Below are 22,708 nucleotides of genomic sequence, written 5' to 3' on the forward strand. Positions count from 1 at the left end.
TCACCATGGAAACGCAGTTCGATGTCATCGTCGTCGGAGGCGGACACGCGGGCTGCGAGGCGGCCGCAGCGGCGGCCCGCTGTGGGGCGAAAACAGTTCTTCTCACGCATCGCATGGACACCGTCGGCGCCATGTCCTGCAACCCCGCGATCGGCGGCATTGGCAAGGGCCATCTGGTCCGCGAAATCGATGCGCTCGACGGACTGATGGGTCGCGCCGCTGACGCCGCCGGAATCCATTTCAAACTTCTAAACCGCTCAAAAGGGCCTGCCGTGCATGGCCCCCGTGCTCAGGCCGATCGCGGACTGTATCGCAGCGCGATTCATGATCTTCTGCGCGCGACCGACAATCTGACCATTATCGAAGCGGCTGTTGGTGATCTGCTCCTGACCTCCGAAGAAACAGTGGCCGGTGTCGTCTGCGAAGATGGTCGACGCTTTCTGGCCCCGGCCGTTGTCATCGCTGCCGGAACCTTTCTCCGAGGCATCATTCATTTCGGCCATGAGACCGAGCCAGCAGGACGTGTCGGCGACCTGCCCGCCAATGCGCTTGGCCTGCGTCTCGAAGCTTTGGGGCTACCTATGGGTCGTCTCAAGACCGGCACCCCTGCCCGCATCGACCGCGCCAGCATCGACTGGGACTCGCTTCCGGAAGATCGGGGCGACGTCGAGCCAGAACCGTTTTCCTATCTGACGACCAGCATCACCAATCCACAGGTGAGTTGCCGCATCACAGCGACCAATGAAAAAACCCACGCCATCATCCGTGAGCACATTCATCTGTCTGCTGTTTACGGTGGCGCCATTGCCGGACTCGGTCCCCGCTACTGCCCGTCCATTGAGGACAAGGTCGTCCGCTTTGCCGAAAAAACTTCCCATCAGATTTTCCTGGAACCGGAGGCGCTTCCCGGCAATCCGGGTGGCGATCTGGTCTACCCCAATGGCATTTCGACCAGCCTGCCACCCTTTGTGCAGGAGCAGATGATCCGCACCATTCCCGGACTGGAGCAGGCCCGCATCGTCCGCCCCGGTTACGCCGTGGAGTATGATTACATTGATCCGCGGGCGCTCTCTCACTCGCTGGAACTCCGGGCGATCCCCGGCCTGTTTATGGCAGGACAGATCAACGGCACCACGGGTTATGAAGAAGCCGGAGCGCAGGGTCTTCTGGCCGGCATCAACGCCGCACGTCGCGCTGCCGGAAGCGATGCGCTGACCATCAGCCGCAGCGAGGCCTATCTGGGCGTCATGATTGATGACCTCGTAACACAGGGTGTTTCCGAACCCTATCGCATGTTCACCTCGCGCGCGGAGTATCGGCTGACTTTACGAGCCGACAATGCCGATCTTCGCCTTACACCTCTCGGCATTGCCTGTGGATGTGTCGGCACGGAACGCGCCCGTCAGTTCGAGAGAGTTAGTGCGGAACTTCAGGCCGCAACAGAACGCGCCAGAGCAGAGACATGGCTCCCGACAGATATTACCCATGCGGGAGGCACTGCCTCACAGGATGGCCGCAGGCGGTCTCTTTTTGAAATCATGGCGTCGGGCGGAGACACGTCCATCGCCGGACGACTGGCTCCATGGTTCGCCAAACTGCCTCACCGTGTGCGCCTGCATGTGGAAACAGAGGCCCGTTACAGCGGCTACCTGATCCGGCAGGAGCGGGAAATCAGACAGCTTCATGCCGAGGCCGCTGTCACCATTCCTGAGAGCTTTGACTTCAGTCAGGTCGGCGGTCTGAGTGCCGAAATGAAAGAACGGTTCGAGCGGGTTCGTCCGGCCAACTTCGCCGCAGCCCAGAGAATTCCGGGCATTACCCCCTCGGCTCTGGTCGCCCTTCTCGCCCACATCAGGCAGGCCGCATGACCCCTACACCACCCGCTTCCATTCCCGGCGTTTCACGTGAAACACTGGACCGTCTGACATGTTTTGCCGATCTGCTGGTCCGGTGGACGGCGAAGATCAATCTGATTTCTCCCGGCGATGTGCCCCACCTGTGGGAGCGCCACATCCTCGACAGTCTGCAACTTGTCCCATTGATCGAGCGCGGCACGCGCGTGACCGATCTGGGTTCGGGCGGCGGGTTTCCGGGGCTGATTCTCGCCATCGCGGCGGATGCAGACGTGACGCTGGTTGAATCAGACCGGCGTAAGGCCACTTTTCTGCGCGAAGCCAGCCGCGCAACCGGTTGCCGGACAACCGTAGTCAACCAGAGAATCGAAGCGGCCACCGTGCCGCCTGCTCCGGTCGTCACCGCGCGCGCTCTGGCAAATCTGTCGCAACTTCTCACCTGGACGGAAAAACTTGTCACAGATGACGGCTATGCGCTGTTTCTGAAGGGGCAGCAGGCCGCCGATGAGTTGACCAATGCCGAGCGCGACTGGCACATGACAGTCACACATATTCCCAGTCGCACTCCGGGCGGCACCATTCTGAAAATAAGCGATATCAGGCGTGTCTGAATCCAGAAAGAATACGAAAACTTCGAAACCAGCCTCGCATCCGGCACGCGGATCGGCCCAGCCCATTACCCTCGCCGTAGCCAACCAGAAGGGAGGCGTCGGCAAGACAACGACAGCCATCAATCTTGCCGCAGCCCTTGCCCAGAGCGGGCAGAGGGTTGTGCTGATCGATCTCGACCCACAGGGCAACGCTTCAACCGGAATCGGTGTGGAATATAACGCCCGCAAACGCGGCTCCTACACCCTGCTCATGGGCGAGGCCGAAGCCTCCGCACTGGTGCAGAAAACCGACATCGAAAACCTTGGCGTGATCTCGGCCAGCACGGAACTTGTCGGCGCAGAGATTGAGCTGATCACCGAAGATGAGCGCGAGCAGCGGCTGAAATCCGCCATCAGGTCTCTGGCGGGTTCCACTGACTATATCATCATAGACTGCCCGCCGAGTCTCGGCCTGCTGACCCTCAACGCGCTCGTGGCCGCCGACGGCGTCATCGCGCCCCTGCAATGCGAGTTCTTTGCGCTTGAGGGCATCAGCCACCTGACCCGCACCATCGAGAAGGTCAAGAAGCAGTTCAATCCGGCGCTTCAGACCACAGGTATCGTCCTGACGATGTATGATCGCCGCAACAATCTCTCCGAACTCGTCGCGGCTGACGCCCGCAGCTTTTTCGGTGAGGCTGTCATGGAAACAATCATCCCGCGCAACATCCGCATCTCCGAAGCCCAGAGCCATGGCACGCCTGTCATGACCTATGACCCGCGCTCCAGCGGTGCGACGTCCTACACGGCTCTTGCGCTTGAACTGCGCAAGCGTCTTGAAAACACGAGCAACTGAGGTTCCGAGCGTGAGCACGAAGAAATCCCCCGCCCGTCCACGTCTTGGTCGCGGACTCGCCGCCCTGCTTGGTGAACAGCCGGCCCCGACAGAACCGGCACCCACCTCAGATGCTGGCGAAACAGCGGCTCCCCAGATGGCGCGCAACGGCGTTTCTTCATTGCCCGTCGAATCCCTGGAGCCCAGCCCCTTTCAGCCACGCCAGAACTTTGCTCCGGAAGCGCTGAGCGAGCTTGCGGAATCCATCCGCGCCCGGGGTATTCTTCAGCCGCTTCTGGCCCGTCCGCACCCGGACAAGCCCGGCACCTACCAGATCATCGGCGGGGAGCGTCGGTGGCGCGCAGCACAGCAGGCAGGCCTCCACGATGTGCCGGTTCTGGTGCGTGAACTCGACGACACGGACGCCATGGCCGCCGCTTTGGTGGAGAACCTCCAGCGAGCCGATCTCAATCCGATGGAAGAAGCCGAAGGTTTCAGCCGCCTGATCGAGGATTATCGCCTGACTCAGGAGGAACTCGCGCGGGCCATCGGCAAATCCCGCCCGCACATCACAAACACCCTGCGGCTTCTGCGTCTCCCTTCCGCACTCCGCTCGGATGTCGTGGAAGGCCGCCTCTCAGCGGGCCATGCCAGAGCGCTTCTGACCCATCCGAATCCTGTAGCGGCGGCAAAGGATGTCATCGCACGGGACCTGTCTGTCCGACAGACCGAAGCGCTCGCACAGAAGGCCCTCAGGGACGCAGCGCAGCCCGTGCAGCAGAAGCCGGTGCGGGAGCGGCGTGATCCCGAAATCGCCATGCTGGAGCGCGATCTCACGGCGAAACTCGGACTTCCGGTTCAGATTCAGTTCGATGGCAAGGGTGGGACACTCCGCTTTTCCTACCGCACACTGGATCAGCTTGATGGATTGCTCGCACTTCTTAACAGATAAGTGCGATTTCACTCTTGCACTGAAGCGGAACGGCTGTTAAAAGCCCGCCTTATTCCAAGCCTGCGGGTCTGGAACTGGAAATCCTGGGCGCATAGCTCAGTTGGTAGAGCAGCTGACTCTTAATCAGCGGGTCCAAGGTTCGAGCCCTTGTGCGCCCACCAGGATTACCTCCTCAACATTTCAAGAAATATTTCCCGGAACTGACAGTGGCAGTCGGTTCTGAAGAAAACAGCGACGACTGTAGTCGCGGGCAGGCATATATGCCGCTCCCCACAATAACCTCTACAACATATTGTGGTATACTGGGTCTTCGGACCCCGGCAGCAGACTTACACAAAATTATCAGATGATGATTATTCGATCGCTATGAAACTTTTCATGCGCTGCGATGTTTAGTCACACGAAAGCGACCTGCACCAGCGGTCAAAAGCAAGAAAATATGCTGATCCGGGTGCATCAACAGGTCGCATTATCTGTAAGAGGTTTTCATGTTCGCATCACGGCATATCGCTCTTGTCGCATCGTTCGGCATGGCGCTCGCTTCATTCAGCGCAGCTCATGCCCAGACTGCAGCCCAGCAGCTTCCGGCCGGCACGACCCTGTCGACCGCCCCGAATGGCGCTCTGCCTGTAACCAACCCGGCCAACGCCGCTTCCGCGCCCACAGAAGGCGCGCAGATGGTGAAGGGCATTACCGGTGCGGCCACAGCTGCAACCCCGGGCGCTCTCGGTGAAAACGGTCTGCCATCCATCGACAACGCCACACCCGGCAATGTCGCGGGCCTGCTGTCCTACTGCATCCACAAGAAGTATGTGAACAGCACGACATCCCGCAGCGTCGCCCGCAAGCTGGCGAAGCGCGCCGATGTGAAGAATGACCAGAACTACTCGCTCGGTGGACAGGGTCTGCTGTCGAACGCCACATCCACGCCGTTCGATGTCTCCACGCTCGACAAGTCCAAGCGCGTCAAGCTTTGCAGCGACCTGACGAAGAAGGGTCAGGAGCTTCAGTAAGCTCCGTCCCCCTACAAGGCTGTCACCTTACGAAAGCCGACCGGGTCACGCCGGTCGGCTTTTTTATGTTTGATGGACTGACGGGGTTTTGGCCTGACGTCAAAGGACTGTGCCAACACACTGCGCTTTTTCGGCAAAACGTCACACGCCCTGCCTGTGTCCGCTATTGTTCGCGTGCGGCGGATCGCGCACAATCAGCATCATGAATGCGCCAAGCGGCTCCCGCCCGACCAATACGCTCTCCCTCGCCTCCGCACTGCCGGAGACGACCTCTCCCGCCAGAGCCGCTCTCCAGACCGCTCTGACCCGCACGGCGCTTGCCATTGAACCACGGGAAGAACCCGCCCTTCTCAGACGCATAGGACGCGCCCTGACACCCGGCGCGCAGGAAGTGCCTGACGAGGTCTTCATCAGCGCTCTCTGCGCCGTCAGGCGCAAGCGCTGGGCATCCCGGCTGATGGACCAGACCCGTCGGGACGGACGCATCTGGATCTCGCGCGAGGACATGGAGCAGGCGGCCAGCACAGTCGAGAAGCCCAACGCCACGGACGACGATCTTTTCGCCGCCCTCAAACCGGTCATGGCCGCCCGCTTCCATGAGCTTGGCGACACGCCCAGAGAAGCGTTGGCGGGTATGCAGGCCGACCTGCTCGACACCGGGCGCGTCCTCTCCGCAGCCCAGACCGCACGGCTGGCTGACGCCATCGCCGACGCCTTCAATGTCTCCGACCGTGATCGCTTTGTCGACCGGGCGCAGGCAGCCGAGGAGGCCCGCGCCCGTCAGGAAGCCTCCATCCAGCAGACCGCCCGCGCCCGACGCGAGAGCGAAGAAAAGCGCCTTGAGGACTGGGAAAGCAGCCTCGTCCGCTTTCAGGAAGTGCCCGCCATCCTCCGCTGCTCGCACCGCGAGGCGCTGCGCTGGATCGCCGAGAACCGCATCCCGGTCGCCCGCCGCATCCTCCAGAAGGACGGACAGGAACTCTGGGAGTTCGATCCCAACGAACTGATCGCCCTGCGCCCTGCCCTGCCCGAATGGCGTCGGATCAGCGAAGAACTCTTCGACCGCAAACAGAAGCGCGGACGCGACCGTGACGGACGGCGGGATGCGCCGCTGCCGGAACCGCCCAGGGTCGGCAAACACGTCGCCAACTCGGTCATCGCCCGTGTGGCGGCCCTCGACCGCTATGCCGCCCATTTCCGCACGGCCCGTGCTCTTGAACGCCGCATCACGCTCGTCACAGGCCCCACCAACAGCGGCAAGTCCCACACGGCGCTCGATGCGCTGGCAAAAGCCGAGAGCGGCCTTGCGCTGGCTCCCCTGCGTCTCCTCGCCCACGAGTTCCGCGAGGCTCTGGCGGCCCGTGGCGTGGAAGCCTCGCTCTCCACCGGTGAAGAGCGCATCGTCGCGCACGGAAGCAAACATCTCGCCGCGACGGTCGAGATGTGCCCCTTCTTCAACCCCGTCGATGTCGCCATCATCGACGAGGCGCAGATGCTCTTCGACCCCGACCGGGGCGCCGCCTGGACCGCCGCGATCATGGGTGCGCCCGCCCGCCACCTCTACATTCTCGGCGCGCCCGAATGTATCCCGATGGTCCGCCGCATCGCCGAACTCTGTGGCGACCCGATCGACGAAATCTCCCTCCAGCGCAAAAGCCCGCTGAAAGCGGCGTCAGCCCCCGTCCGGCTCAATGAACTCAAAGCCGGCGACGCCCTGATCGCCTTCTCCCGCCGTGAAGTGCTGGACCTGCGCGCCGCCCTGATGGAGCGCGGTCGTCGCGTGGCCGTCGTCTATGGCGCGCTCAGCCCGGAAGTCCGTCGCGCCGAGGCCCAGCGCTTCAACTCGGGCGCTGCGGACATCCTGATCGCCACCGACGCCATTGGCATGGGGCTCAACCTGTCCATCCGTCGCGTGGTGTTCGCGGCTCTCAGAAAGTTCGATGGTCGCCAGACCCGCGATCTGACCATTCAGGAGGTCAAGCAGATCGGTGGTCGTGCGGGCCGTTACGGCAAGCACGAGGAAGGCATTGTCGCCGTGCTGGCCGACGCTGGCAGCCCGCGCTTCATCCGCGAACACCTCAACGCCGATCCGGTCCCGCCCGACGAACTGCGTCCGCTCGTGCAGCCGGATGCCGACATCGTCCGCGCTATCGCCACGGAAATTGGCTCCGACAGTCTCTACGGTGTGCTGGCCCGCATCCGCCGCGCCGTGCTTCGTCACGACGACCCCAACTACCGTCTGTCGGACATGGAGCAGCCCTTCGCCATTGCGTCCGCTCTGGAAGGCGTGGAAGGGCTCGATCTCACCCAGCGCTGGACCTACGCCATGTGTCCCGTCGATGACCGTGACAACGGCATCAGCCGTCTTGTCGGCTGGGCCGCCGACCACGCCGCCGGGGCCCGTATCCCGCCACCCGGCACAGGTCGTCTCCCGGCACCCGACCGTGCAGGCCGGGAAGAGCTTGAACGCGCCGAGAAGCGTCACAAGCGGCTCGTCGCATGGCGCTGGCTGGCGCTGCGTTTCCCGGAGACCTACCCGGATCTGGAATCAGCCGAAGACACCACCCGCAAGCTCAACGAGTGGATCGAAAGCGTGCTGCGGCAGCAGAGCCGGACACGGAAACAGAAAGAACGGCGGTAAGGTCGAGGGAGTGTTGTGCTGGGGGCGAGGGTAGAGGGGCTTTGCCCCGGACCCCACCAAAGGTGGTGCCTTTGGAAACCTGTTGGTGGATGTCTTGCTTGGAGGGGAACCAGAAAGTCCGGTTTGTAACAAAAGTCACATATGGCGGTCATGCAATTGCTTGAAAATTGACATTAGTTTTGCTCGACATAATCATGCCGCTAACGCTCCCCCCAACACAATGAGCGGATCAATCTGTTTGGACTTGATGTCGACGGTCATTATTAACGCGGTGGAATCGTTCGAAAACGTTTTGTGAAGTCCAAATTTTACATTCAGGCTCTGTCAGTATGTTGACCAGTCATGATGCTCCAATCTCTTAAGGCGTAGATAAATATCGCATCTACACTAGCCACATTGATTAAGTGAATTTATGATCCCTTTTAGAAATAAATAACCATCTTGACTTGTCATGGTTGTATCCAATTTAGTTATTGTATCGCCTCCATTTATTACGATAATATCGAGCCCTGTCACAAACAAAAACCTTTCGTCTTCTCTATGAGGTGGTTCTGTGGGCCAATTTGCTGAGTATCCCTTCTGTGTTAGATCGCGGGGACAATTTTTCCCTATGGCTAAATAGTGGATAAGTAGCGCATCATCAGCATGTTTTATATTTATTGTGCTATTATATTCTATTTTAGGAACAACAAAAGGTCCCGCAAGAAACGACCATTTTTTTATTCTCTTGCGACGTGCACGTTCTGAAAATTTGTTTGGATCATTAGTTATAAAGAAGTTATTTGCGACCGTTTCGGAATCTACTACGGTTCCGGTATAGACTTTTCCTCCTTTCACTTGGGTCGCCATTAATCCAAATCTCGTTTCTCTTAAATCATCGATACCACCATCCTTGTTGCTAGAATCTTGGAAGCTTGCGTCTGAAGGGATGTGGTTAAATGTTAGGTGATTAGATAAATTATCTCCTATTAGTTTCCATATTTTCTCTGCTTTTTCCCCATGAGTAAGAACGTGATATAAATAATTAAGGAACACTTTACTATTTTGCTTCTTGTCTATATCAGATAAGTAAATAATTTTTTGTCGAATATTATCTAAATATTCAGAATCCAATTTAGTCTCGAGCCAATCGTCATTCTCGTCTAGTAGTTTTGAGGATTTAATAGCCGATTTGTTAGTGATTAGAAAAAGTGATCTGATAGCGTCTCCATTTCCTTGGTAATATTTTTGTTTTCCAGTCATAATAATATTAAGAAATTCTTCATGAGGAAAGAAATATCCTACTGTAGTGTTATCATTTTTTATTTCAAAAAAAATATTTTTATACTCTTTTGTTTCTGAAATAATTTCCTCTGCGCTGCTTGTGGAAAGAAGACACTTTATTGCATAGTCTTGACTGTCAAATTTTATTTTTTCCGACATCACATTTCTTTTTATCTTAAGTTATTTTGAATATTCCTGCTCTGAGCAGTTATTTAGCAAATTATTCAACCTGTGAATAGTAGAACCCTTCTAATTTTCTTGAAACTTCCTATGTTTCTGTTGCGATTCTGGCAATATCGACAAGCAGCCATCACTTAATTTACCTTCCTGTCGTAGGTAGGCATCAATCTAAGGGCTATTCGTCATGTCTTCAATGTGGAACGCGATTTGGATATTTGTATGTCCAACATGCAAGCGATCACCTAATCATGATCCTGAAATCCACTCTTCTATCGTCATGTGTCGCGCCGCTTTTCGAACGTCAACCTATGGAGGAGTATTCTTAGGCGGGTTTTGAAAGCCTAGGTCGAGAAGCCACCGTTGATTGCGCTAGCCAGATGCGGAGTTCTGGAACTATCGCTGAAGAGCGACTAGATAGGGTTAACAATCTGATGGACTTCGCAAAAGTGCTTACAGGTGGCGTTGCGGCATGGCTTGAGTTTGAGCGAGCCTGCGATCGCACCGGTCTTTTCAGCGAAAAATACCTGACCTCGGCAGTCGGCCAGATTTTGGCTGCCAGAACAGGAAATAGAGTCAAGGCAGAATTCACCCATCCATTACTCGCGTCGATTAAGAAAGGTGCCGGTCGGAGGCCGCAGGTCGACTTCATCGTTCACGACGAAAGCGGCAAAATCGTACTTGCCGTCGAGACGAAATGGGCGGGGCGCACCACGCCATCGACAAAGGAAATCTTGTGGGATCTCGTCAGACTCGAACTCATCGCCCACCACGAAAATGCCCGTTGCATTTTCCTGCTCGCGGGCACTGGTGCAAAGCTCAAGGAGATCTTCGACCATTCGGCTTTTTCGGACGCTAGGACTAGGCCGCACCGTCGGCCATTACTCCGTCACGATAGCAATGTCATTCACACCACCCCGTTAGTACCGCTTGTCCCTGTCAGGTTCAAGATGCTTAGGGAACTCTTCGAACCTTATCAAGATTTCAGATTTGCAGAGCGCGTAACAACACGCCGAACCGCTCCGCGGCCGGAAGTGGTGAAACCGAAAGAGTACCAAGTCATCGCTTGGGAGGTGCTACCAAAGGGAAACCGCATCGAGTTTCAACCGGGTCGGTCCAAATTTTTCGCCTAAGTCATTGGCTAATGAATGCAAACAGTCGCGAACGACCGTAGCCGTTGACCGACGTTGCGCCCAACTCGCCTCCAAGAGATCGTGCTGCTCATGTCAGCTATACAGAAAGCTGTTGCTTGGAAAATATGCCCGACTTGGGAAGGCGAAAGCAGACATAGTCTACCTTCCACAAATCAGGATCAAAGGGGCCACGCCCCTTTGCGGGTCAAGGGCAGCGCCCTTGAATCCCCCCCCAACACACCCAACAATCACCCCACCTTCTTCTTCCGCCCACGCGCAGGCCTCTTCGCCGCTGACGGCAAAGAATCCCCTTCCTACATCAGAAGCGGTGCGAGGAAGCGCCCTGTGTGGCTGGCCTTGCACTGAACGATCTCTTCCGGCGTGCCTTCGGCCACGACTTCACCGCCGCCGCTGCCGCCTTCGGGGCCGATGTCGATAATCCAGTCTGCGGTCTTGATGACTTCCAGATTGTGCTCGATCACCACGACGGTGTTTCCCTGATCGACCAGCGCATGAAGCACTTCCAGCAGCTTGCGGACGTCCTCCGTGTGCAAACCTGTGGTGGGCTCATCAAGAATATACATCGTGCGGCCTGTCGCACGCCGCGCCAGTTCCTTGGAGAGCTTCACACGCTGCGCCTCACCACCGGAAAGGGTGGTGGCCTGCTGGCCAAGAGCGACGTAGCCGAGGCCGACTTTCTGAAGAATGGCGAGACGATCGCGAATACGGTTCTGCGCCTCGAAATAGGGCAGCGCCTCGTCCACGCTCATCGCCAGCACGTCGGCAATCGACTTGCCCTTGAACTTCACTTCCAATGTTTCACGATTATAGCGGGCGCCTTTACAGGCATCGCAGGTGACGAACACGTCGGGCAGGAAGTGCATCTCGATCTTGATGACGCCGTCGCCCTGACAGGCTTCGCAGCGACCACCTTTTACGTTGAAGGAGAAGCGCCCCGGCTTGTAACCACGCGCCTTGCTTTCAGGAAGTTCCGCGAACCAGTCACGGATTGGCGTAAACAGGTCGGTGTAGGTCGCCGGGTTGGAGCGCGGCGTCCGACCGATCGGTGACTGATTGATGTCGATGATCTTGTCGAGCAGTTCCAGCCCGTCCACACGCTCGCACGGCGCAGGGGTCTGCGACGAGCCCATCAGACGCCGGGAGAGGGTCTTGTAGAGTGTATCGATGACAAGCGTGGATTTGCCGCCACCCGACACGCCCGTGACACAGGTGAAGGTGCCGAGCGGGAATTTGGCAGTCACATCCTTGAGATTGTTGCCTGTCGCACCACGAACCGTCACAAATCGCTTCGGATCGATCGGACGGCGTTCCTTCGGCACTTCGATGCGCTTGCGGCCAGACAGATACGCGCCGGTCAGACTGTCCTTGCAGGCGGCGACTTCGGTCGGTGTGCCGCTGGCGATCACCGTGCCGCCCTTCACACCCGCGCCCGGCCCCATGTCGATCAGCCAGTCCGCGCTGCGGATGGCGTCCTCGTCATGCTCGACAACGATCAGGGTATTTCCAAGAGCTTTCAGACGTTGCAGCGTCGCCAAAAGCCGCTCGTTATCGCGCTGGTGCAGCCCGATGGAAGGCTCATCCAGCACATAAAGCACACCCGTCAGACCAGAGCCGATCTGACTGGCCAGACGGATACGCTGGCTTTCACCACCCGACAGGGTCGCCGAGCCACGGGACAGCGTCAGATAATCCAGCCCGACATCGACAAGGAATTTCAGTCGGTCATTGATTTCACGCAGGATACGACGGGCAATTTCCGCACGCTGCGGCGTCAGGGTCGGCAGGACGTCCTCAAACCAGTCATGCGCGTCACGGATCGAAAGGTCTGACGCCTGCGCGATATTGAATCCCGCAACCTTGACGGAAAGCGCTTCAGGTTTCAGACGCGCGCCATTACAGACATGACACGGCTTGTCCGCCTGATAGCGGGAAAGTTCCTCTTTCTGCCAGATACTGTCCGTATTGCGCAGCCTGCGCTGAAGGCTCGCCACAGCGCCCTCGAACGGCTTTGTCAGCGTGTGGGACTTTCCACCATCACGATAGACGAAGTGTACGTCTTCCTCTGTTCCATCGAGAATGACGGAACGCGCCTCTTCCGGCAGATCACACCACGGCGTGTCCATGCTGATATCAAGATGCTTCGCCAGACTCTGGAGCGTCTGCTCATACAGCGGCGTCTTGTCGTTCCGCCAGGGCGCGACGGCTCCCTGCGCCAGAGACAGACGCTCATCCGGCACGATCAGACGCGGATCGAAGAAGGTCTCGGTGCCGATACCGTCACAGGCCGGGCAGGCCCCCTGCGGCGCGTTGAACGAGAACAGACGCGGTTCGATCTCTTCGAGCGTAAAACCGCTGACAGGACAGGCGAACCGCGAGGAAAACACCGTGCGTTCCGCAGGCTCCTTGCTGTCCCGCTTCACTTCTTCCGCATAGACAAGACCGTCCGACAGGGAGAGCGCCGTTTCAAAACTGTCGGCCAGACGGCTTTCAATACCGGGTTTGACGACAATCCGGTCCACCACCGCCTCGACCGTGTGGCGCAGCTTGCGATTCAGATTGGGAACATCCTCAATGTCGTAGAGTTCGCCATCAACTTTCACGCGGGCAAAACCCTTGCGCTGAAGCTCGGCCAGTTCCTTGCGATACTCGCCTTTGCGGTCACGGATGACCGGAGCCAGCAGCATCAGACGCATGCCCTCCGGCATGGCCATGACACGGTCCACCATCTGGCTGACCGTCTGCGCCTCGATCGGCAGACCCGTGGCGGGTGAGTACGGCACACCCGCACGCGCCCACAGGAGACGCATATAGTCATGGATCTCGGTGACTGTTCCGACCGTCGAACGCGGGTTCTTGGAGGTCGTCTTCTGCTCGATGGAAATGGCCGGCGAAAGTCCTTCGATGGAGTCCATGTCCGGCTTGCCCATCAGTTCCAGAAACTGGCGGGCATAGGCGGACAGGCTTTCGACGTAGCGGCGCTGGCCTTCCGCGTAGATCGTATCGAACGCAAGCGACGATTTGCCTGACCCTGACAGGCCGGTGATGACCGTCATCTGATCACGCGGGATATCTACGTCAACGGACTTGAGATTATGGGCGCGAGCGCCCTTCACACGAATGGCGGGGCCTGCAACGGGTTTGGCTGTCATCGTCCGGTCGTATGTCCTTGTGTTCAGACTGAACAATATAGGACGCTTCTCACGGATTTACAGGGGATTGCGCCCCCAAAAAGAACATATCGAGATCATTCTAACCTGATGGCCTTATCGGTTCCTGCCGCCGGTATTGCCGTATCCGACGTTTCCCGCTCCAACATTGCCAGCACCGATATTTCCTGCGCCCACATTTCCCATACCGGTATTGCCCCACCCGACACCACCGGGACTGACGCCATTCCCGCGCCCCCCTGATTGCGATGTCTGTCCATTCCGGGATGTCGTGCTGACGCCACCAGCATAGCCGCCATAACCTCCGCCCATTCCCGGTGAAATGATGACCTGCGTCGGGGGAGGAGGATAGCCTTCATAACTGTCGCCAGGTGATGCGGACTGACTGCCGGTGGAGTAGTCCCACTGACCGCTGCTCTTTGTCGCCGGGCCATTGGAGTAATCCTGCGCCATGACAGGTGACGCCAGCACCATGAGGCCCATCATGAGACCTGAAAACGTCCGCATTGCACCAGTTCCTCTCTGCACGCCTGAAACGACACAGAGAAACCGATTATCCTTCACAGGAGGTTGATGCCGGACATTTCATTCAGTCACATCCGGGGGAGCGGTCTTGTCCTGACCCTGCCGCCATAATCTGAAAGTCCTCATGGGACCAATCTCCCGCGCTCCCTCGGAGAATGCGTCCGGCCAACAGGATTTATGACGCCTGAATATGACGTGGCGGTCCTTTGCGAGGGCTCATCCTTCTCCGTAGTTTCCCGGCACTGGCTTAAACGCCTCCTGCGCTGCCCTGTCAGCAAACATGGCTTCTTCGCTCGGGTAGCAGACTGCGAAGTCGTATTCGTCGAACACAACTTCAGGGATAGCATAAGGCGGTCCCTTGAACCATGACGGCTCAAGGTTTGTCTCAAGCTGGATAGCGACAATTGTTCTGCGACCAATATCGGTACAGTGCCATTCGCCCGAAGGAGTCCAGAATGACTCACCAGGGCGAAACTCTTCATGTTTCATCAGATTTCCGGTCAACCCGGCACGCTGGCGGTTTTATCCACACCACACATTTGGCGAGGCATCGCCTCACCGTTTCAACACTGATCTTACCGGCGAAGCACAAGGCGGCTGGTGGAGCTGAGGGGGATCGAACCCCTGACCTCCTCATTGCGAACGAGGCGCTCTCCCATCTGAGCTACAGCCCCGCCTTTGCCAGAAGGTAGATAGCCTGCCTCCGGAAACTGTCAAGCCATATCCGCGGGGAGGAGCCAAACCGTATTGTGCTTCGTTCCGGGTCTCCTGTAGTCTGCGCAACCGTGCGCACAATGCGCCTGACGTTTTTGCAAGAGGATACAGCTTTCCGTGTATGATCTGTGGCGCCTGCTTCTGACGGTGGTAAAGCTCTATGAAGCGGTCATCATCATCTACTGTGTTTTCAGTATGTTGTATTCTTTCGGTGTGCTGGACACACGAAACCGGATTGTCTGGCAGATTGGCCGCTTTCTGAACGCCGTGGTGGAGCCGGTCCTGACGCCCCTCCGGAACATTCTTCCCAGCTTCGGGAATGTCGATCTGTCGCCGCTGGTCATCCTGCTGGTGCTGCAATATCTCGTGGAGCCCTTCATGGCGCGCCAGATGATGAGCAGCCTTATGGGGTAGTTACACACCATCCCGCTTTCATGACGCCGATGCCCCGCCAGCCCCTGTCCGGCGGGGTTTTCTGTCTTCAGCACTCAGGACAACAGGCCTTTACCGCCGATCACAGCTTTCGGTCAGCCTGTTGAAATACAGCCCCGGCGAGCAGGTGACGACATTGCTGGGCACCTGCGTCGCAGCTGGCGCGGGTGCCTGCTGATACCCGCCATAATAGGCGTTTCCATAGGGCTGGGCGTAGCCCTGGGAATAATCACCGGGAGGCTGAGCATACCCTCCCGACTGCTGGTAGTAGTCACCATAATATCCGGGTTCTGCGGCGGCTGCTCCGACGGACATTCCTAACAGGGTCCCGAAAGCAAACGGAGCGCCCCAGCCCCAGCCCCAACCCCAGCCGCCGTAACCGCCCCAGTATGGGTAGCCGCCCCAGCCGTAATAGGCGGGATATCCACCCCAGCCCCAACCCCAGCCGGGTCCACCCCAACCGCCGCCCCAGCCTCCCCAGCCGCCACGCCAGCCACCGCCCCAGCCGGGACCACGTCCGCCAAAACCGCCTCCACGAAAACCACCGGGACCACCGCCACGGAAGCCCCCTCCAAGGCCTCCACCATGGAAACCACCGCCTGGACCACCCCCAAAGCCACCGCCGTGGAAGCCACCACCCGGGCCGCCTCGGAAACCGCCGCCGCCACCGCCACCGCGGAATCCACCACCTCCGCCGCCAAAGCCGCCGCCCCCACCACCATGAAAACCACCGCCGCCACCGCCAAAGCCACCACCGCCTCCGCCCGGATGAGCGAAGGCCGGTGTGAGAACCGAGGTGGACAGGGCAACAACAGCAGCCTTCTGCAGCAACTTGAAACGGTTGATGTTCACGGCGCTTCTCCAGGAATTTCGATCAGATCTTTCTGCGTGACAGGGCACGGGATCAAAAAACGACAGGGGGCCATCCAAGGAAGGCCATAATATCCATATGGGGGTCACCCGGGGCCTGCGCCACCGAGGATATCATACGGACAACAACAGAATGTAAGCAGCATTCGCCACAGTTTTGTGACTGAATAACGACCTTGTCCGGGCAGCCTGTGCTCTTTTGTAACGCTCGCATTCCCCGCACGCATGTCGGCCTTCCGGACAATGCGTGCAGTATTTTTGGCTTACCGGACGGAAAGGCTGTTTGCCACCCGCAACGTCTTCAATGCCCAGCGGCGGCAGGAAACGCCGTCGGAATTTCTCCAAAACTGTTGTTGCTGCGGTCAATATCCGGGATGCTCTTGTCGGGATCAAGAATGGCGGTGCGGACCAGCTGGTTACCGGCAACCTGCACGTTCAGTTGACTGCGCAGCATCCACGCTTCCGTAGGGATGCGGATACGGGCGGAACTGCCGTCCATCCATGTCACCTGCAGAACCACCGGCAAAGGTAGCCGTCCCTTGTTGATGACCGGAATGATGGCGCCGTTCCTGGGATCATTTCCCGCATAGGACACTGCCCCCACCGCATAATCGGCAGCCCAGTTATTGAAATACCAGCCACGCCAGAACCAGGAGAGATCCTCACCCGTCTCGCTGTTCATGAAACGGAAGAAATCTGACGGCGTGGGGTGATGGAAAGACCACTCCTTTATGTAACCACGCAAAGCCCGGTCGAAGCGGTCCGGTCCGAGGATCTGCTCTCTCAGCAACGTCAGCCCATAAGCCGACTTGAAATAGGTCAGATCATGCCGGTACGTCTCTGAAACCGTATCAGAGGGCGCCATCAGAACGGGCGCTGCCCTGTCCCTGAGCAACGAGACGATGTCGATGGCGGGTTTGCCGGTTTGCGCCGCGTATTCCGCATCCCGTTTCGGGGCGAATTCTCCGCCGTTGAAGTGGGTGGCCGCCATCGTGTCGATGAAAGTGTCAAACCCTTCATCCATGAAGGCGTGCCGTCGCTCGTTCGACCCGACCATCATGGGAAACCACTGATGGCCGAGTTCATGGGTCGTCATGGCGAAAAGGTCGGGATCCCGCTTTTTGGTGTCCCCAAAAGCGATACCGGGATATTCCATGCTCGCGCCATGCCCTGCCGCATTGATGACGTTAGGCCAGGGATAGGGCGACCATTGCGACGAAAAATACTCGATCGCGTGTTTCACATAGGCCGTGGACCGGTCCCATCCATGCGCGCCAATGCCTTCGACAGGATAGAAGGACATGGCCAGACGGGGCGCAGGCTGCCTGTCCTTCTCGTTCCCCGTTGAGAGAGGCGGCAGATCCAGCTTCGCGGCGTCCCACAGGAAGGCGGCGGAGGCCATGAACGCCACGTCGCGGGTATTGGCCATCCGGAAGTGCCATGTTCTGGTCGCGGGTTGCGGCGGCTCCGCTTTTTTATCCGGCTCGGTGGCTCCCTTCTTCGCGGGAGGGGTTGCTTCAGGCTGAGGCGGCGGAAGCTGTGCGCCTTCGACCTCTGCCTGTGTGCGGATCATGATCCGCTGTTCGCTTTTCGCCGCCTGCGCCAGACGGTCACGCTGCTCCTGCGTCAGCACTTCAGCGGGATTCACAAGTGCGCCAGAGCCAGCAACGACAAAACGCGACGGCACGGTGACGCTGTAGTCGAAATCTCCGTATTCCAGATAAAATTCCTGGCCGAGATAGGGCGCTGCATCCCATCCCCGAATGTCATCATATACGGCCATACGGGGATAGAACTGCGCTATTTCATAAATATCGCCGTTCCTGCTGGGGGAAACGGCGGTGCGGCCACCCCACTCGCCCGGCACGGTATAATGCCAGACAATACGGATTTTCCGCTTCTCCCCCTTCTGCATCGGATCAGCCAGCGCAAGCTGCATGCGTGTATCGGAGATGACCGGCACCAGCGGCGTGCTTCGGCCCTCATCCTCAATGGACACGCTCTCGATGGCGATGCCGTCGGTATGGTGCTCATGCCGCTCGGGATTGACGAAATCCGCTCTTGAGCCTTCCCGATAGATATTCTGATCGAGCTGCACCCACAGTGCGTCCAGAGCGTCGGGGCTGTTATTGGTGTAGGTGATGATCTCGCTGCCGGACAGTGTCCGGTTGGTCGGGTCGATCGTCACCTTAATGTCGTAGTCAGCCCTGTTCTGCCAGGCCTGTGGTCCCCGGCGACCGCTGCCGGAACGATAGACATTCGGTGCATCGGGGTACGCCAGAGGCGCGAAGATTCTGCCCGCGTCCTGCACAGGCGTCGCACCGGTATCCGCTGCGTGGAGGGTCGTCAGAGAACTGGGCAGCGCGAAGGCCGTCAGCAGCAGCGCAACGCGCAGACTCCGTCGTTTCGGGCAGATCATGCCGCGTTTCAGAACCACCCGCCCGATCCGGGAAACGAAATGGGGGGAAGACTGTTTCTTCAGCATGCGCTGTCTCCTGACATCAGGCGGATTACCGTGCTACCCCATCAGATAGCATCGTCAAGGTGAACACGATATTGTCCGCAATTGTCATCCTAACGTGAAAAGCACACCATGCAGGCAATGATCCGACGTTTTCTGCCAGCTCTGCTGAGCCTTCCGTTTGTAACCGTGGCGTTTGCCGCCTCTCCGGGCAGCCCCGATCAGGCGGCAGTCTCAAGCCGTTTTGAAGCCATCCGCTCCAGTCCGCAGGAGCTTTCCCTCTTCATGCGCGCCTTCCCGAAGGGGGCGGATCTGCACAACCATCTGGTCGGCGCCATTTACGCGGAACGCCTTCTGGAATGGGCGAAACAGGATCAGCTCTGCGTGAACCCGGAGACGGGAGCGATCGGCCCGACCCGCTGCGCCTTTGGCTTCCACACCTCAAAGGACGCGATCCCGGCCGCCCGGATCATGCAGGATCAGGCCCTCTACACGCAGACGATTGACGCCATTTCGATGCGGAATTTTGTCCCTTCGCCGCAGGACCGGTCAGGCCATGACCATTTCTTTGCGACATTCGACAAATTCCTGCCCGCCACAACCGGTCATGACGCTGACATGCTGGTGGATGCCCTCTCTCAGGCGGCGCGGGATCATGTCACCTATGTCGAACTGATGGTGTCGCCGCAACTGAACGCCGTGGCCCGGCTGGGCTCCTCTTGCAGGATCAGTCGTGAGAGCGATATCGCCCAGGCGGAAATCCGCGTCGTCCCTCATCTCAACCATCTGGTGAGACTGGCGCGAGAAGAGACGGACTCCATGGAACGCAAGGCTCGCGCGACCATGAAGTGCGGGACCAGTGAGGCCGCCCCCGGCTGTCATGTGGCGGTCCGGTATCTCTACCAGACGATCAGAACGATGCCGCCCGGCATGGTGCTGGCCCAGATCGCTTTCGGCTACACGCTGGCCACCGCCGACAGCCGCTTTGTCGGCATCAATATCGTCGGACCGGAAGACAATCCGATCGCCATGCAGGATTACACACTGCATATGCAGATGTTCCACACGCTTTCAGAGCGCTGGCCAAAGGTGAAACTCTCCCTGCATGCTGGCGAGCTGTCTCCGGGGCTGGTCGCTCCAGGAGGGCTGGACAATCATATCCGGCAGGCAGTCGAGATTGCCGGTGCATCGCGGATCGGGCATGGCGTGGACATCATGCAGGAGCGTGATCCTTACGGCCTGCTCGCGGAAATGGCGAAGCGGAATATCCTCGTCGAGATCAATCTGAGCAGCAATGAACAGATCCTCGACATCAAGGATAACGCCCATCCGTTCGTGACCTACCGCGAACACGGTGTGCCGGTCGCTCTGTCCACCGACGACGAAGGCGTTTCACGCATCACCCTGACCGATGAATATCTTCGGGCCGCGAAAACCTACGCCCTGTCCTACACTGATCTGAAGGATCTATCCCGCATGGGGCTGGAGCACGGATTTGTCGCGGGAGAAAGCCTGTGGGACGGCACAAAGCCTTTTCATCGTGCGGCCGCCTGTGCGGATGTCGACACCAGAGAGGCGGAACCGGAGGGCCTATGCAGGGAACTGCTCGCACACAGCCAGAAAGCCCGACTGCAATGGGATCTCGAAAATCAGTTCAGCCAGTTTGAGCATCAGGTGGCGACCGGCCAGCCACTCAAGAACTGAACCGGCTTTTTCCTGAAGGACTTCCTGATGCGCCTCCCTGCCTCCCTTGCCTGCCTCCCGCTTGCCGTGTGGAGTGTGCTGTCTCAGGCCCAGGCTGCCAGTCTTGCGAAAATACCAGTGCGGGTCGTGGTTGTGACGACATTCGAACTCGGCAATGATACAGGCGACATGCCCGGAGAGTTCCAGCACTGGGTGGAGAAACTTCCACTCAGCGAAGAGCTGCCGGCCCGGGGCAGCTATCATGAAGTCCTGCGTTATAATCCTGACCTGCATGTTCTGGGCATTGTGACGGGAGAGGGACCATCGCACATGGCCTCGGCCATGACGGGACTGGTGCTTGACCCGCGCTTTGATCTGCGAAAAGCCTATTTCCTGCTTGCCGGAATCGGCGGGATCAATCCGAATTTCGGGTCTGTCGGTTCGGCGGTCTGGGCGCCACGTGTCATCAATGGCGGGTTGGCCCATATGATCGACGCGCGGGAAATTCCCTCTGACTGGCCGGATGGTTTTGTACCAGTGCAGGGAGCCAGCCCGACATTACATCCGGTGCCCGCGCTGCATTCACAGTGGGGCGACATGGGCTATACGCTCAATCCCCACCTTGTGAACTGGGCCTATACCTTGACGCACACGGTCACCATCCCGGATGCGCCCTCCCTTCAGGCCAGCCGTGCGCGCTACAAGGACTACCCCGCCGCACAGAAACCGCCACAGGTCATGGTAGGCGATACGCTTTCTTCCGAAACCTTCTGGGTCGGCGCGAAGATGAACGGCTGGGCGGAGCGCTGGGTCAGATACTGGACCGACAATCAGGGGACGTTCGCAACCACGGCGGAAGAAGATATCGGCCTGATGCAGGCTCTCTCCGCACAGGCGAAAGCCGGACGGGTGGATATCAATCGCGTGCTGATCCTGCGAGCGGCAAGCAATTACGACATGCCGCCGACAGGTGAAAGCGCGGCTGCTCTTCTAAAAGAAGAAGCTGATGAAACCGGCTTTTCAGGTTTCATCCCTTCTCTTGATGCGGCATGGCTGGTTGGCAGCACGGTTGTGCGGGAACTGGCGCTTCACTGGTCGAGTTATGAGAACGTCACGGCAGGTGGAAACTGAGCTTTGTGCTCAACCGTCTTCCACAAAAGAAGCCGCTCCGGCACAACTGATCCTTAATACATCCTGAAAGAATCAGGAATTATTACAGAAGGATACTGTCTATCTGTCTGAAAATCATCGGAAGTTTTTGGTGAAGCTTTTTCCAAAAAGCTTCTGAAATCGGGCCACAAAGGAGACCACAGGCTGTTGAAAGAGCCACCTCACAGGATGGCTCTTTCAGGAACAGCAATCAGGGATTTGTGACGCTTGCAGGCGCTTTCAGATAGCCTGCGGCAGGAGAGCGCGCCTTTGTGGTCGTGCTGGTGGCCTCCGTCGCGTCATCCGCCACGCCGCCAGGGAAAATCGCATTCGGCTCTGAAGACTCAACAGAAGTCGACTGAGAGGACGCAGAGGCCGGGACCGCTTCCTTAACTGCTGGAGAGGTGGGAGCAGCAGACGAAGCGGGTGCCGCGGCAGTCGTCGTCACGCCGCTGCCGGTATCGGCAGAGGACGCCGACGTCGCGGCGCTTCCGCCAAGGGATTCCGTCTGGATTGCCGCTGCCGTGGGCATGCCGCCCGCATCGACCAGCCAGTCCTTCAGCTTGTTCCTGATCTGGAATTCCAGCTCGACATTCATGTCCTGCATCATCTGGCGCGTGATCTCGTAGAGATTGGCGCGGCTGTCGGCATCACCCTTGCTCAGATCAGGCTTCATGGTGCGCGTGACATGCGCCTCCACTTCTCCCACCTGCTGGCCCGTGGAGGACTGTATGTCGAGATGTGTGTCCATCTTCCCGGACAGAGTGCCGCCCGGCTCATGAACAATCGAGGCGCCGTCAATCGTGAAAATGGCGGAGCCAGACTGACCGGCGGCTACAAGCCTCTGCTGGGCCATCTGGGTCAGGGCCTGATCTGGCGGAATGGGCGCATTCGCCGACTCATCACCCGGAACTGAACCCGGCGCACCATGATCGGCCACCTGCAAACTGGCGACGTTCAGATGGATCTGGTTGAGATAACCATACTGATACGGGGGAAAGGCAGTCATCGCATTGTCTGATGATGAGCAGCCCGCGATCAGGGTGAGCGCGGCAAGCGCACTGAACATCGTTGTCCGGCGCATGGCCTGACGGCTGAAACGGGGCGTAACAGTGAGCCATTTGCGGATATGAGACATCCCACCATTCTCCATTTTGAACTACCGACCAGACGATACCCTGACCGGACATGCGTTTCTTTGAAGAGCACTATCTGCCAGATTGGGATAA

Annotated in this window: 17 protein-coding genes and 2 tRNA genes; 11 read left to right on the forward strand and 8 right to left on the reverse strand. The window is 58.5% G+C overall.

Annotated features, from left to right (window positions below):
- The first annotated feature begins 5 nt into the window (after positions 1-5).
- The 7 genes from mnmG to GVI59_RS04590 all read left to right on the forward strand — a co-directional run bounded on the left by mnmG (position 6) and on the right by GVI59_RS04590 (position 7,884).
- Positions 6-1,868: a tRNA uridine-5-carboxymethylaminomethyl(34) synthesis enzyme MnmG gene (gene mnmG, locus GVI59_RS04560; protein ID WP_173573126.1), complete on the forward strand. Its 1,863-nt coding sequence runs from the start codon at positions 6-8 to the stop codon at positions 1,866-1,868.
- Entirely contained in the window at positions 1,865-2,464 is a 600-nt protein-coding gene (gene rsmG / locus GVI59_RS04565) for a 16S rRNA (guanine(527)-N(7))-methyltransferase RsmG (protein ID WP_173573127.1), read from the forward strand. The genes mnmG and rsmG overlap by 4 nt, the downstream gene beginning before the upstream one ends.
- Positions 2,465-2,528: 64 nt before the next feature.
- The gene (locus GVI59_RS04570; RefSeq protein WP_173573308.1) at positions 2,529-3,299 is read left to right on the forward strand and encodes an AAA family ATPase; all 771 of its coding nucleotides are present in this window, start codon (positions 2,529-2,531) and stop codon (positions 3,297-3,299) included.
- 10 nt (positions 3,300-3,309) lie between these two features.
- Complete coding sequence (locus GVI59_RS04575; RefSeq protein WP_173573128.1) at positions 3,310-4,230, forward strand: ParB/RepB/Spo0J family partition protein; 921 nt, start codon at positions 3,310-3,312, stop codon at positions 4,228-4,230.
- An 85-nt stretch (positions 4,231-4,315) separates the two neighbouring features.
- A tRNA-Lys gene (locus tag GVI59_RS04580) sits at positions 4,316-4,391 on the forward strand.
- 369 nt (positions 4,392-4,760) lie between these two features.
- Complete coding sequence (locus GVI59_RS04585) at positions 4,761-5,243, forward strand: DUF2501 domain-containing protein (RefSeq protein WP_408736605.1); 483 nt, start codon at positions 4,761-4,763, stop codon at positions 5,241-5,243.
- 202 nt (positions 5,244-5,445) lie between these two features.
- Positions 5,446-7,884: a helicase-related protein gene (locus GVI59_RS04590; RefSeq protein ID WP_232877181.1), complete on the forward strand. Its 2,439-nt coding sequence runs from the start codon at positions 5,446-5,448 to the stop codon at positions 7,882-7,884.
- A gap of 387 nt (positions 7,885-8,271) precedes the next feature.
- Here GVI59_RS04590 and GVI59_RS04595 read toward each other — a convergent pair whose 3' ends face one another.
- Entirely contained in the window at positions 8,272-9,306 is a 1,035-nt protein-coding gene (locus tag GVI59_RS04595; protein ID WP_173573130.1) for a hypothetical protein, read from the reverse strand.
- Between the two features lie 452 nt (positions 9,307-9,758).
- Here GVI59_RS04595 and GVI59_RS04600 point away from each other — a divergent pair, with 452 nt between their 5' ends.
- Positions 9,759-10,457: a hypothetical protein gene (locus GVI59_RS04600; RefSeq protein WP_173573131.1), complete on the forward strand. Its 699-nt coding sequence runs from the start codon at positions 9,759-9,761 to the stop codon at positions 10,455-10,457.
- A 314-nt stretch (positions 10,458-10,771) separates the two neighbouring features.
- Here GVI59_RS04600 and uvrA read toward each other — a convergent pair whose 3' ends face one another.
- The 4 genes from uvrA to GVI59_RS04620 form a co-directional block, all read right to left on the reverse strand.
- Complete coding sequence (gene uvrA / locus GVI59_RS04605) at positions 10,772-13,627, reverse strand: excinuclease ABC subunit UvrA (protein WP_173573132.1); 2,856 nt, start codon at positions 13,625-13,627, stop codon at positions 10,772-10,774.
- Positions 13,628-13,741: 114 nt separating this feature from the next.
- On the reverse strand, positions 13,742-14,152 hold the full coding sequence (locus GVI59_RS04610) for a pentapeptide repeat-containing protein (protein WP_173573133.1): 411 nt from the start codon (positions 14,150-14,152) through the stop codon (positions 13,742-13,744).
- Between the two features lie 234 nt (positions 14,153-14,386).
- Positions 14,387-14,659, reverse strand: coding sequence for a hypothetical protein (locus GVI59_RS04615; RefSeq protein WP_173573134.1), 273 nt, complete (start codon positions 14,657-14,659; stop codon positions 14,387-14,389).
- Between the two features lie 109 nt (positions 14,660-14,768).
- Positions 14,769-14,844, reverse strand: a tRNA-Ala gene (locus tag GVI59_RS04620).
- Positions 14,845-15,001: 157 nt separating this feature from the next.
- Here GVI59_RS04620 and GVI59_RS04625 point away from each other — a divergent pair.
- Positions 15,002-15,298 (forward strand): YggT family protein, encoded by a 297-nt coding sequence (locus GVI59_RS04625; protein ID WP_173573135.1) that lies wholly within the window; start codon positions 15,002-15,004, stop codon positions 15,296-15,298.
- Positions 15,299-15,388: 90 nt separating this feature from the next.
- Here the strand turns inward: GVI59_RS04625 and GVI59_RS18760 are convergent, their stop codons facing one another.
- Together GVI59_RS18760 and GVI59_RS04635 are read right to left on the reverse strand one after the other, a co-directional pair.
- Positions 15,389-16,168, reverse strand: a complete 780-nt coding sequence (locus GVI59_RS18760) for a hypothetical protein (RefSeq protein WP_194299026.1) — start codon at positions 16,166-16,168, stop codon at positions 15,389-15,391.
- Between the two features lie 319 nt (positions 16,169-16,487).
- Positions 16,488-18,671, reverse strand: a complete 2,184-nt coding sequence (locus GVI59_RS04635; protein ID WP_173573136.1) for a M1 family metallopeptidase — start codon at positions 18,669-18,671, stop codon at positions 16,488-16,490.
- 108 nt (positions 18,672-18,779) lie between these two features.
- On the opposite strand from GVI59_RS04635, the gene GVI59_RS04640 reads away from it, so the two are divergent.
- The gene (locus tag GVI59_RS04640; protein WP_173573137.1) at positions 18,780-20,351 is read left to right on the forward strand and encodes an adenosine deaminase family protein; all 1,572 of its coding nucleotides are present in this window, start codon (positions 18,780-18,782) and stop codon (positions 20,349-20,351) included.
- Between the two features lie 24 nt (positions 20,352-20,375).
- Positions 20,376-21,461: a purine nucleoside permease gene (locus GVI59_RS04645; protein WP_173573310.1), complete on the forward strand. Its 1,086-nt coding sequence runs from the start codon at positions 20,376-20,378 to the stop codon at positions 21,459-21,461.
- A 229-nt stretch (positions 21,462-21,690) separates the two neighbouring features.
- Here the strand turns inward: GVI59_RS04645 and GVI59_RS04650 are convergent, their stop codons facing one another.
- On the reverse strand, positions 21,691-22,617 hold the full coding sequence (locus GVI59_RS04650; protein ID WP_173573138.1) for a YajG family lipoprotein: 927 nt from the start codon (positions 22,615-22,617) through the stop codon (positions 21,691-21,693).
- Positions 22,618-22,708 lie beyond the last annotated feature (91 nt).

Origin of the sequence: Acetobacter sicerae (genome assembly GCF_011516765.1) — a bacterium.
GTDB lineage: Bacteria > Pseudomonadota > Alphaproteobacteria > Acetobacterales > Acetobacteraceae > Acetobacter > Acetobacter sicerae.